We start from the raw sequence: 12,454 nt of genomic DNA, 5'->3' as shown, positions 1-12,454 counted from the left end.
CGCACGATCCACGAGGTGATTGATGCCCGATAATTCGCCACTCCCTAAAGACTCCGTTACTGCAGCCCAGCCCATTGCCGCGGCGCGTTTGCGCTGGCTGGATTTGCTGAGCAAATACCGTCAGCCCATCGGACTTGCCCTCACCCTGCTGTTGTTCGCAATCGCCCTGATCGCGTGTCGACACTTGCTCAGTGAGCTGGACCTGAGCGCATTGCACGACTCGATTCTGGAAGTGCCCAAACCCGCACTTTTTGGCGCCGTGGCTGCCACAGCAGTCGGCTTTGTCATTTTGCTGGGGTACGAGTGGTCAGCCAGCCGTTACGCAGGTGTCAAACTGCCGCCCAAGACCCTGGCGCTTGGCGGGTTTACTGCCTTTGCGATTGGCAATGCCATCGGGCTGTCGCTGCTCTCCGGCGGATCGGTTCGCTACCGCTTGTACGCACGTGAAGGCGTAGGCGCCTCGGAAGTCGCACACATGACGCTGTTCGCCAGCTTGTCATTGGGATGCGCTCTACCGCCGTTGGCAGCCCTCGCGACACTAAGCAACCTGCCCGCCGCCTCTGCCGCCCTGCACCTTCCAACTTATGTACTGGGGGCGATTGCCATCGCAGTGCTGGCATTGTTCGGCCTGCTCGCGCTGGGCATTTACCGCCGACGCCTGCCCGAACAACCGATCCCCGACAACCTGCTGGTGAAAGCCGGCCGACGCACCCTGCGCCTGCCCAGCCTGCGTCTGACATGGCTGCAACTGCTGATTACCGCGCTGGACGTGGCTGCCGCTGCCACCGTGCTCTATCTGTTACTGCCAGAAGCTCCGCCTTTCGGTGCCTTCCTGTTGGTCTATCTGCTGGCCCTGGCTGCAGGCGTGCTCAGCCATGTCCCCGGCGGGGTCGGGGTGTTCGAAGCCATTTTGCTGGCCGCGTTTGCCGACACGCTCGGCGCCGCCCCGCTGGCCGCGGCGTTGCTGCTGTATCGCATGATCTACGTGATATTGCCGCTGCTGATTGCCTGCCTGATGCTGCTTATCAATGAAGCGCAACGCTTGATCCAGACCCGCCAAAGCCTGCGCGTAGCCTCTGGGCTTGCGGCACCGATTCTGGCGATTCTGGTGTTCATGTCCGGTGTCGTGTTGTTGTTCTCCGGCGCCACGCCTGAAATCGACACGCGCCTGGAACACATCGGCTTTCTCATCCCCCATCGTCTGATCGACGCGTCGCACTTTGGCGCCAGCCTGATTGGCGTGTTGTGTCTGTTGCTGGCTCAAGGCTTGCGCCGACGCTTATCGGCCGCCTGGATGCTCACCACCGTTTTGCTGCTGGTCGGCGCCGTGCTGTCGCTGCTCAAAGGCTTCGACTGGGAAGAAGCCTGCATCCTGACCCTCACGGCCAGTTTGCTGGCCCTGTTTCGCCGCTCGTTCTACCGCCCGAGCCGTTTGACCGAACTGCCGTTCTCGCCGCTTTATCTGGTTGCCAGCCTGTGTGTATTGGCGGCGTCGATCTGGCTGCTGCTGTTCGCCTACCAAGATGTGCCTTACAGCCATCAGTTGTGGTGGCAGTTCACCCTGGACGCAGACGCGCCTCGCGGTTTGCGCTCGCTGCTAGGCGCTGCGGTGGTGCTGGTGGTGGTGTCGCTGACCTGGTTGTTGCGCACGGCCCGCCCGGTGATCCATCTGCCCGATGCCAGCGAGTTGGAACGCGCAGAGAAAATCCTCCTCGCTTCCGATCAACCTGACGGCGGCCTGGCCCTGACCGGCGATAAAGCGTTGCTCTTCCACCCGGACGACAACGCCTTTCTGATGTATGCCCGTCGCGGTCGCAGCCTTGTTGCGCTGTATGACCCCATCGGCCCCAATCAGCAACGCGCCGAACTGATCTGGCAATTTCGCGACCTGTGCGACACCTTCCACGCCCGCCCGGTGTTTTATCAGGTGCGCGCTGAAAACCTGCCGTTCTACATGGACATCGGCCTGACCGCGATCAAACTTGGCGAAGAAGCCCGCGTCGACCTGCACCGCTTTGATCTCGATGCCAAAGGCAAAGAGATGAAAGACCTGCGCTACACCTGGAACCGCGGCACCCGTGACGGGCTGTCACTGGAGATCCACGAGCCGGGCGAGGCACCGATGGATGAACTGAAGGTGATTTCCGATGCGTGGCTGACTGGCAAAAACGTGCGTGAAAAAGGCTTCTCCCTCGGGCGATTCAGCGAAGCGTACATTCGGCATTTTCGGGTGGCGATCATTCGTTTCGAAGGCAAGCCGGTGGCCTTTGCCAACCTGCTGGAGACCCACAGCCATGAGCTGTCGAGCCTGGACCTGATGCGCGCGCACCCGGACGCGCCGAAACTGACCATGGAATTCATGATGGTCGGCCTGATTCAACACTATAAGAAGCACGGCTACGCCCGCTTCAGCCTGGGCATGGTGCCGTTGTCGGGCCTGCAACCCCGGCGCGGCGCGCCGTTGACCCAGCGCTTGGGCTCAATGCTGTTCCAGCGCGGCGAGCACCTGTACAACTTCCAGGGATTGCGCCGATTTAAAGACAAATTCCAGCCCGACTGGGAACCTCGATACATGGCCGTGCCTGCCGGGCTTGATCCGCTGGTCGCACTGGCTGATACCGCCGCCCTGATCGCGGGCGGCTTGACTGGATTGGTGAAACGTTAATGAAACATCGTTCCTGGCGGTTGTTGCTGGTAACTCTGGTGGTCGTGGTAGCGCTGGCCGCAGGCGGGTATGCATGGTGGAACCGCCCCGCGCCTGAACCAACAATCGAACATGTCAGTCAAGCCGACGGCTCCACACTGACAAACGTCATGCCGGGCGAAAAGGCCCGCGCACAGGTCGTCATCGCCACGCCCGCTGACCAAGCGCTGAATGACAAGCAACTGCTGGCATTGAGCCGTGGCGGGGCTGCGCAGCTGGTTCAAGTGATCGTGCCCAAGGATGACTGCACGCTGCAACAGCAAGCCCTGCAAAGCGCCCTGAGCCAACTCAAAGGGCCTGCCACGCTGGTCAGCGGCATTGGCCCCGGTGCCAGCCTGGCATGGCGCTGGCTCGCCGGGCAAACCAGCGACAACGCCCGGGCAGTGTCGGTGGGGTTCGCACTGGAACAGCCGGGGTGCGCCCTGCCGCTGCCCGCGTCCGCAGTCCATGGCAACTGGCTGGTGGCCTGGAACGACAACCCCGACGATCCAAGCGCTGCTTTCGTGCGCGATCAACCGAACGCACAGACCAGCATCAGCGATTACGACATCCACTTTGCGCAAGTGCTGAGCAACGAGCTGCGCAAGCTACTGGTGGGCACCGAAAACGGCGGGTTGAACATGCCCGTGGTTGAAGTGCCCGCGGGCCAGCAAAACGACACCGTGACCCTGTTCCTGTCCGGTGACGGCGGCTGGCGTGACCTGGACCGCGACGTGGCGGGCGAAATGGCCAAGATCGGCTTTCCGGTGGTAGGCATCGATATGCTGCGCTACTACTGGCAGCACAAAACCCCGGAACAGAGCGCCACCGACCTGACTGAACTGATGCAGCACTATCGCCAGAAATGGGGCACCCAGCGCTTTGTCCTGGTGGGCTATTCGTTCGGCGCTGACGTACTGCCCGCCACGTATAACCGTTTGCCGGAAGCCGAGAAGAACCGGGTTGACTCCATCCTCCTGCTGGCTTTTGCGCGCAGCGGCAGTTTCGAGATCCACGTCGATGGCTGGCTTGGCAAAGCGGGCGCCGAAGCCGACACCGGCCCGGAAATGGCCAAACTGCCCGCTGCCAAGGTGGTGTGCATTTATGGCGAAGAGGAAGTCGACGAAAGCGGCTGTACGGCCAAAACCGCTGTAGGCACAGGCTTGAAGCTGCCGGGCGGTCATCACTTCGATGAAAACTACCCGGCCCTGGCCCAGCGCCTGGTCGACCTGATCAAGACGCATCAGGCCGCCGCTCAGTAACGCTCATAACGCTGACAGCCGCACACAATAAAGCCCGACCTCTTGCGAGGCCGGGCTTTTTTTCAGGCTAGATTTCGACCTGTGTGCCCAGCTCGATCACCCGATTGACCGGCAATTTGAAGAATCGCAGATTGCCGTTGGCGTTTTTCAACATGAACGCAAACAACCCCTCGCGCCAGCGCGCCATGCCCACCAGTTTGGAGGGAATCACGGTCTCGCGACTGAGAAAGTACGTGGTGCGCATCGGGCTGAAATCCAGTTCATCCAGATGACACAGCTTTAATGCTTGCGGCACATCGGGCTCATCCATGAAGCCAAAGTGCAGGATCACCCGGAAAAAACCGTCGCCATAGGCGTCCACTTCAAAACGCCGTTCGGCTGGCACCCGCGGCGAGTCTTCGTTGACCACCGTCAACAGCACCACTTGCTCATGCAATACCTGGTTATGCAGCAGGTTATGCAGCAACGCGTGGGGCACGGCATCCGGCCTTGCGGTCAGGAACACGGCCGTGCCTTGCACGCGATGCGGGGGCTGCACGCGGATGCTGCTGATGAACAGCGGCAGCGGCAATGCGTTTTCGTCCAGACGGTCCACCAGCAATTGCTTGCCCCGTCGCCAGGTGGTCATCAGCACGAACAGAACAATACCGGCCAGCACCGGGAAGGCCCCGCCCTGCACGATTTTCGGCACGTTGGCAGCAAAGAACAGCCCGTCCACTAGCAGAAAACCCACCAAAATCGGCACCGTGAGGATCGGCCGCCATTTCCACAGCAACAGCATCACAGCCGACACCAGAATGCTGGTGATCAGCATGGTGCCGGTCACCGCCACGCCATAGGCCGAAGCCAGTGCGCCCGAGGACTCAAAGCCCAGCACCAGCAGAATCACACCGACCATCAGCGACCAGTTCACAGCACCGATGTAAATCTGGCCCTGCTCGTCACTGGAGGTGTGCTGGATATGCATGCGCGGGATGTACCCCAACTGAATGGCTTGACGGGTCAGGGAGAACGCCCCTGAAATCACCGCCTGCGACGCGATCACCGTGGCCAGCGTCGACAGCACCACCAAAGGAATCAACGCCCAACTCGGGGCCAGCAGATAAAACGGGTTGCGCGCAGCTTCGGGGTTTTCCAGCAACAGCGCACCCTGACCGAAGTAGTTCAGCGCCAGCGCTGGCAGCACCAGAATGAACCAGGCACGGGCAATCGGTTTGCGCCCGAAGTGCCCCATGTCGGCATACAGCGCTTCGGCACCGGTCAAGGCCAGCACCACCGCACCCAGAATGGCCACCCCCATGCCCGGGTGGGACACAAAGAAACGCACGCCCCATATTGGGTTCAGCGCGTGGAGCACTTCAGGGTGTTGCGCGATCCCGTGGATACCCAAGCCGCCCAGCACCACAAACCACACCACCATCACCGGGCCAAACAGCTTGCCAATACTGGCGGTGCCATGCCGCTGAATCAAAAACAGCAACACCAGCACAATCAAGGCCAGCGGCACCACCCAGTGCTCCAGCCCGTCGAAGGCCAGTTCAAGCCCCTCGACTGCCGATAACACAGAAATGGCCGGGGTGATCATGCTGTCGCCGTAAAACAACGACGCGCCGATCAGCCCAAGGATGACCAGCATCGTGCGCAGTTTGGGATAGGGAGACGCGGCACGACGTGCCAGTGCGGTCAGGGCCATGATGCCGCCCTCGCCCTGGTTGTCGGCACGCAAGATAAACAGCACGTACTTGATTGACACCACCCAGATCAGTGACCAGAGGATCAGCGCCAAAATGCCGAATACGCCGTCGTGGTTGACTTGAACCCCGTAAGCACCGGAAAACACCTCTTTGAGGGTATATAACGGGCTGGTCCCGATGTCGCCGTAGACCACCCCGACTGCTGCAACCAGCATCCCAATCGGCCTGGCTGTGGAATGCCCGCTTTCTGCCGCCTGACTACTTGCCTGCCCCATCAACCACTCCTACAACTCTGGTCTACGTTACTTAATGGCGAGCGCTACGCTTGATCGGCAGCATGCGCTGATTGTCTGACTGTTATCTACGAAAAATCGCAGGTTAAAAACCCTACTTTCGCAACGGCGCGCAGCATAGCGCAGCACTCGTCGTAAATCCCCGTATAACGCTGGTCAAGTGCGTTGACCATAGCTAAAATTGCGCACTTTTTTTCACTAGAGGCGCATCAAGCGTCCGTTCGTCGTGCAGCCTTTACGGGCATGTAACGTCACTACATACCGAGGTTCGCCATGTCCACCGTTACCACGCCAGCCAACCCCAAGGTTGGCTTCGTCTCTCTGGGTTGCCCGAAAGCGCTGGTCGACTCCGAGCGCATCCTGACGCAGCTGCGTATGGAAGGCTACGATGTCGTTTCCACCTACCAGGACGCCGACGTCGTGGTGGTCAACACCTGTGGCTTCATCGACAGCGCCAAGGCTGAGTCGCTGGAAGTCATCGGTGAAGCCATCAAGGAAAACGGCAAGGTCATCGTGACCGGCTGCATGGGCGTCGAAGAAGGCAATATCCGCAACGTGCACCCAAGCGTGCTGGCGGTGACTGGCCCTCAGCAATACGAGCAAGTGGTCAATGCCGTGCACCAAGTCGTACCGCCACGTCAGGATCACAACCCGCTGATCGATCTGGTGCCGCCCCAAGGCATCAAGCTGACCCCGCGTCATTATGCGTACCTGAAGATTTCCGAAGGCTGCAACCACAGCTGCAGCTTCTGCATCATTCCCTCGATGCGCGGCAAACTGGTCAGCCGTCCGGTAGGCGATGTGCTGGACGAAGCTCAACGCTTGGTCAAGTCCGGGGTTAAAGAGTTGCTGGTCATCTCCCAGGACACCAGCGCATACGGCGTGGACGTGAAATACCGCACCGGCTTCTGGAATGGCGCCCCCGTCAAAACCCGCATGACCGAGCTGTGTGAAGCCTTGAGCACGCTGGGTGTCTGGGTGCGCTTGCACTACGTTTACCCGTACCCGCACGTGGACGAGCTGATTCCTTTGATGGCAGCGGGCAAAATCCTGCCGTATCTGGACATTCCGTTCCAGCACGCCAGCCCAAAAGTGCTCAAGTCCATGAAGCGCCCGGCGTTCGAAGACAAGACCCTGGCCCGCATCAAGAACTGGCGCGAAATCTGCCCGGACCTGATCATCCGCTCAACCTTCATTGTCGGCTTCCCCGGCGAAACCGAAGAAGACTTCCAGTACCTGCTGAACTGGCTGACTGAAGCGCAACTGGACCGCGTAGGCTGCTTCCAGTACTCGCCGGTAGAAGGCGCACCGGCCAATGATCTGGACCTGGACGTCGTGCCAGACGAGATCAAGCAGGATCGTTGGGAACGCTTCATGGCGCATCAGCAAGCCATCAGCGCCGCACGCTTGCAGATGAAAATCGGCAAGGAGATCGAAGTCCTGATCGACGAAGTGGACGAGCAAGGCGCAGTGGGCCGCTGCTTCTTCGACGCACCGGAAATCGACGGCAATGTGTTTATTGCCACCGAAAAAGACATCAAGCCGGGTGACAAGATCATGTGCCGTGTCACCGATGCGGACGAATATGACTTGTGGGCTGAAGCGCTGTAACACGCAATCAGCTCTCAAAAAGCCCTGCCGCGCTCGCGTCAGGGCTTTTTTTACGACTATTGTTAAGCCATGCCCTTAATCACGGATGAGGAGACCTGCTCAGAATGAAGCCGACTTGGGTCGTTCAAACACCGAGCCTCAAAGATTTCAATGAACTCGCCAATGTGTGGGAAGCATCGGTTCGCGCCACCCACGATTTTTTGCCCCGCAGCTACATTCAGGAGCTTAGAGAGCTGGTGGAGCATCGCTACTTGGATGCCGTGATGCTGGTGTGCTGCCGCGACCCTGTGAACAAGCGCATTGCAGGGTTTGCCGGGGTGGCGGCGCGCAAGGTCGAAATGCTGTTTATTCACCCCGATTACCGGGGACACGGCGTGGGCAAGAGCTTGCTGATGTTTGCCATCAATGAGCTGAACGCGATTGAACTCGATGTGAATGAGCAGAACCCGCAGGCCATCGGCTTTTACCTCAAACAAGGCTTTGAAGTGATCGGCCGCAGCGAAACAGACGGTCTGGGCGAGCCCTATCCGCTGCTGCACCTGCGATATAAGCGCGCAACCCGAAGCCAGGACAAATGTTGCCGGGCTTAACCGGCCCGAGGCGGGTACAATAGCCGCCCAATTACATTACGGCCCTTGTCATGTCTGAACCGATACGTCTCTCCAAACGCCTCATCGAACTCGTCGGCTGCTCCCGCCGTGAGGCCGAACTGTTCATTGAAGGTGGCTGGGTCACGGTAGATGGCGAAGTCATCGACGAACCGCAGTTCAAGGTCGACAACCAAAAAGTCGAGCTGGACCCGCAAGCCAAGGCCACCGCGCCTGAACCCGTGACCATTCTGCTGAATGCCCCCGCCGGGCTGGACACCGACAGCGCCATGGCACTGATCGGCCCGGACTCCTTGAGCGAAGAGCACCGCTATGGCAAGCGCCCACTTAAGGGCCACTTCCTGCGCCTGAGCGTGGGCAATGAGCTGCAAGCCAACGCCAGCGGTCTTTTGGTGTTTACCCAGGACTGGAAAATCGTCCGCAAGCTGACGGCCGACGCGAGCAAGATCGAGCAGGAATACGTGGTCGAAGTCTCCGGTGAGATGGCGCCTCATGGCTTGAATCGCCTCAACCATGGCATGACCTATAAGGGTCGCGAACTGCCTGCGGTCAAAGCCAGCTGGCAAAGTGAGAACCGCCTGCGCTTTGCGATGAAAAACCCGCAGCCGGGTGTCATCGCCCTGTTTTGCCAGGCCGTGGGCCTGACCGTGATTTCAATGCGCCGCATCCGTATTGGCGGCGTGTCGATGGGCAAGCTGCCCGTCGGGCAATGGCGCTACATGACAGCCAAAGAAAAGTTTTAACGACAGCTCAACCCCGCACATTTCGACACCGCAGCACGCCTGCGGTGCTCACTGCTGACTATCAGGATTGCTCACATGATTCATAACGACGTACTGCGCAGCGTGCGCTACATGCTCGACATCAGCGACAACAAAGTGGTCGACATCATCAAGCTGGGTGGGCTGGACGTCACCAAAGAAGACGTGCTGACTTACCTGAAAAAAGACGAAGAAGAAGGGTTTGTGCGTTGCCCGGACAACGTGATGGCGCACTTCCTCGACGGGCTGGTGTTCTTCAAGCGCGGTAAGGATGAAAGCCGCCCACCCGTACCGGTGGAACTGCCCGTGACCAACAACACCATTCTGAAAAAGCTGCGTGTGGCCTTCGAACTCAAAGAAGACGACATGCATGCCATTTTGAAGTCGGCAGGGTTCCCGGTGTCCAAGCCAGAGCTGAGCGCACTGTTCCGCAAGTTTGGCCACACCAATTACCGCACCTGTGGCGATCAGTTGTTGCGCAACTTCCTCAAGGGTCTGACCCTGCGTGTTCGCGGCTAAACCCTGAGGCACTGAAACAGCCCATGTCCTCGTTGTCCAAGGCTTCAACTTCATGACCTACAACGTGTCTGCGATAGGTTTTGTGCGCTCCTGCTTCAAGGAGAAGTTCGCCATCCCGCGCCAGCCCCAACTGGCGCCCGCGGCCCGTGGCGTCGTGGAGCTGATCGCCCCGTTCAATCAGGGCGATGCCGTGCAAGGCCTGGAACAGGTCAGCCACGTCTGGTTACTGTTTGTGTTCCATCAGGCCCTGGAGGACAAGCCGCGGCTCAAGGTGCGCCCGCCACGCCTGGGAGGCAACACCTCCATGGGGGTATTCGCGACCCGCGCCACCCATCGCCCGAACGGCATAGGCCAGTCCGTGGTCAAGCTGGACAAGGTCGAGGCTGATCGGCTGCATGTCTCGGGCATCGACCTGCTCGACGGCACACCGATTCTCGATATCAAACCCTACGTCCCTTACGCCGACATCATCGCCGGCGCGAGTAACAGCATGGCCAGTGCAGCGCCGGTGCTGATTCCTGTGAGCTGGACGGACACGGCGTTGCAGCAGGCACAGAGCCACGGGCTGCGTCTTCAGGAACCGCTGGTGGAACTGATTGAACAGTGCCTGGCCCAAGACCCGCGTCCGGCCTACCAGACGCCAACAGCGCAACGTGAGTACGGCGCACAGTTTTGGGACCTGGATGTGCGCTGGCACTACCCGGAACCGGGCATGATCCGCGTACTTGAGGTCATTGCCGCGCGTTAAGTAACCGACAGCAAAAAGCCCGCGCAGTCCTTGGACCCCGCGGGCTTTTTGTTGAACGACGCGGTTACTTCTCGACGAAGGCGCGCTCGATCAGGTAGTCACCCGGCTCGCGCATGCGCGGCGAAACGGTCAGGCCGAAGCTGTTGAGCACTTCACTGGTTTCGTCCAGCATGCTTGGGCTGCCGCACAGCATGGCGCGGTCGTCCTGCGGGTTGATCGGCGGCAGGCCGATATCGCTGAACAACTTGCCACTGCGCATCAGGTCGGTCAGACGACCCTGATTTTCAAACGGCTCGCGGGTAACCGTCGGGTAGTAGATCAACTTCTCGCGTACCGCATCACCGAAAAACTCGTTCTGTGGCAGGTGCTCGGTGATGAATTCGCGGTAAGCGACTTCGTTCACATAGCGCACGCCGTGGCACAGAATGACCTTGTCGAAACGCTCGTAGGTTTCCGGGTCTTGAATCACGCTCATGAAGGGCGCAAGGCCTGTGCCGGTGCTCAGCAGGTACAGGTGCTTGCCCGGCTTCAAGTCGTCCAGCACCAGCGTACCCGTAGGTTTTTTGCTGATGATGATCTCATCGCCTTCCTTCAAGTGTTGCAACTGGGACGTCAGCGGGCCATCCGGCACCTTGATGCTGAAGAACTCCAGATGCTCTTCCCAGTTGGGGCTGGCGATCGAATAGGCGCGCATAAGCGGACGGCCGTTGGGTTGCATCAGGCCGATCATCACGAACTGACCGTTCTCAAAGCGCAGGCCCGGGTCGCGGGTGCACTTGAAGCTGAACAGGGTGTCGTTCCAGTGGTGAACACTGAGGACACGTTCGTGGTTCATGTTGCTCATCTACGGGGCTCCTAATTTCGCCTGCGCTGACTATGGGCGCGATTGCATAGCATTCTAATGGCGAGGACAATATCTGTTAACTGAATTATCAAGATAAGGGTTATCGGTTATATCGATATGCGATTTACTCTCAGACAACTCCAAGTGTTCGTCACCGTCGCCCAACAAGAGAGCGTGTCACGCGCTGCTGGCTTGTTGGCCCTTTCCCAGTCCGCCGCCAGCACGTCGATTACCGAACTGGAACGCCAGACCAGTTGCCAACTGTTTGACCGTGCCGGCAAGCGCCTTAGTCTCAATGCCTTGGGACGCCAATTGCTGCCACAGGCGGTCGCGCTTCTGGACCAGGCCAAAGAAATCGAAGACTTGCTCAATGGCAAATCCGGTTTTGGCTCACTCACCGTGGGTGCAACCCTGACCATCGGTAACTACCTGGCCACGCTGCTGATTGGCAGCTTCATGCAAGCTCACCCCGAGAGCCAAGTAAAACTGGTCGTTCAAAACACAGCGCATATCGTGCAGCAAGTGACCCACTATGAAATTGATCTGGGTCTAATTGAAGGCGACTGTAGCCATCCGGACATCGAAGTGCAGAGCTGGGTGGAGGATGAGCTGGTGGTGTTTTGCGCACCACAGCATCCGCTGGCAGCGCGAGGTCACGCCACTCTGCAAGAGTTGACCCGCGAAGCCTGGATCCTGCGCGAGCAAGGATCCGGCACACGCCTCACTTTCGATCAGGCCATGCGCCATCATCAAAGCGCGCTCAACATCCGGCTTGAACTGGAGCACACCGAAGCGATCAAGCGCGCCGTTGAATCAGGGCTGGGGATTGGCTGCATCTCCCGCCTGGCGCTGCGCGACGCCTTTCGACGCGGCAGTCTGGTTGCGGTTGAAACCCCCGAGCTGGACCTTGCGCGGCAGTTTTATTTCATCTGGCATAAAAAGAAGTACCAGACCTCCGCCATGCGCGAGTTTTTGGACCTGTGCCGCGCCTTCACCGCCGGGGTACACCGCAGCGACGAAATCGTACTGCCCAATATCGCTTAAAGCAGGATCACCGCCCACACCACTGCAATCAGGGTCAGCACCACAAATTGCGCGGCGCTGCCCATGTCTTTGGCGTTTTTCGACAACGGGTGCAGGTCCAGGGAGATACGGTCGATCGCGGCTTCGATGGCCGAGTTAATCAACTCGACAATCAGGGCCAACAGGCACACCGCGATGAGTAACGCACGCTCTACCCGACTGACACTCAGGAAAAACGTCAACGGGATCAGTACCACGTTGAGCAACACCAACTGACGAAACGCCGCTTCGCCGGTGAAGGCCGCACGCAGGCCATCCAGCGAATAGCCGCCAGCGTTCAAAATCCGTTTAAAACCGGTTTTCCCTTTAAAAGGCGACATATAAGTAACTGCGTAAGAAATGAGAAAG

General features: G+C 59.3%; 11 protein-coding genes. 8 read left to right on the top strand and 3 right to left on the bottom strand.

The features are described from left to right. The first annotated feature begins 22 nt into the window (after positions 1 to 22). Together mprF and IF654_RS06125 are read left to right on the top strand one after the other, a co-directional pair. On the top strand, positions 23 to 2,665 hold the full coding sequence (gene mprF / locus IF654_RS06130; protein WP_047274162.1) for a bifunctional lysylphosphatidylglycerol flippase/synthetase MprF: 2,643 nt from the start codon (positions 23 to 25) through the stop codon (positions 2,663 to 2,665). Further along, entirely contained in the window at positions 2,665 to 3,945 is a 1,281-nt protein-coding gene (locus tag IF654_RS06125; protein WP_194862665.1) for a virulence factor family protein, read from the top strand. The genes mprF and IF654_RS06125 overlap by 1 nt, the downstream gene beginning before the upstream one ends. Positions 3,946 to 4,012: 67 nt before the next feature. Here the strand turns inward: IF654_RS06125 and IF654_RS06120 are convergent, their stop codons facing one another. Next, entirely contained in the window at positions 4,013 to 5,914 is a 1,902-nt protein-coding gene (locus IF654_RS06120; protein WP_047274160.1) for a potassium transporter Kup, read from the bottom strand. A 291-nt stretch (positions 5,915 to 6,205) separates the two neighbouring features. Here IF654_RS06120 and rimO point away from each other — a divergent pair, with 291 nt between their 5' ends. From rimO to tsaA, 5 genes are all read left to right on the top strand, one after another. Next, entirely contained in the window at positions 6,206 to 7,543 is a 1,338-nt protein-coding gene (gene rimO / locus IF654_RS06115; protein WP_047274158.1) for a 30S ribosomal protein S12 methylthiotransferase RimO, read from the top strand. 104 nt (positions 7,544 to 7,647) lie between these two features. Next, complete coding sequence (locus IF654_RS06110) at positions 7,648 to 8,133, top strand: GNAT family N-acetyltransferase (protein WP_070413723.1); 486 nt, start codon at positions 7,648 to 7,650, stop codon at positions 8,131 to 8,133. Positions 8,134 to 8,183: 50 nt separating this feature from the next. Continuing rightward, positions 8,184 to 8,894, top strand: a complete 711-nt coding sequence (locus IF654_RS06105) for an rRNA pseudouridine synthase (protein WP_047274154.1) — start codon at positions 8,184 to 8,186, stop codon at positions 8,892 to 8,894. 75 nt (positions 8,895 to 8,969) lie between these two features. After that, positions 8,970 to 9,431 carry a YehS family protein gene (locus IF654_RS06100; RefSeq protein WP_047274152.1) on the top strand — a complete coding sequence of 154 codons (462 nt, stop codon included), beginning with the start codon at positions 8,970 to 8,972 and terminating at the stop codon, positions 9,429 to 9,431. Between the two features lie 52 nt (positions 9,432 to 9,483). Next, on the top strand, positions 9,484 to 10,179 hold the full coding sequence (gene tsaA / locus IF654_RS06095; protein WP_047282307.1) for a tRNA (N6-threonylcarbamoyladenosine(37)-N6)-methyltransferase TrmO: 696 nt from the start codon (positions 9,484 to 9,486) through the stop codon (positions 10,177 to 10,179). 64 nt (positions 10,180 to 10,243) lie between these two features. Here tsaA and fpr read toward each other — a convergent pair whose 3' ends face one another. After that, on the bottom strand, positions 10,244 to 11,023 hold the full coding sequence (fpr, locus tag IF654_RS06090; RefSeq protein WP_047274148.1) for a ferredoxin-NADP reductase: 780 nt from the start codon (positions 11,021 to 11,023) through the stop codon (positions 10,244 to 10,246). 117 nt (positions 11,024 to 11,140) lie between these two features. Between fpr and IF654_RS06085 the strand changes: the two genes are divergently transcribed. After that, positions 11,141 to 12,067, top strand: a complete 927-nt coding sequence (locus tag IF654_RS06085) for a LysR family transcriptional regulator (RefSeq protein WP_194862666.1) — start codon at positions 11,141 to 11,143, stop codon at positions 12,065 to 12,067. On the opposite strand, the gene IF654_RS06080 is transcribed toward IF654_RS06085, so the two are convergent. Then, positions 12,064 to 12,426, bottom strand: a complete 363-nt coding sequence (locus tag IF654_RS06080; protein WP_047274143.1) for a diacylglycerol kinase — start codon at positions 12,424 to 12,426, stop codon at positions 12,064 to 12,066. The genes IF654_RS06085 and IF654_RS06080 overlap by 4 nt on opposite strands. Positions 12,427 to 12,454 lie beyond the last annotated feature (28 nt).

It is taken from the genome of Pseudomonas lundensis (assembly GCF_015377145.2).
GTDB classification, from domain to species: Bacteria; Pseudomonadota; Gammaproteobacteria; order Pseudomonadales; family Pseudomonadaceae; genus Aquipseudomonas; species Aquipseudomonas lundensis.
The sequence above is the reverse complement of the archived record's forward strand: the minus strand, read 5'-3'. Positions and strand labels throughout refer to the sequence as shown.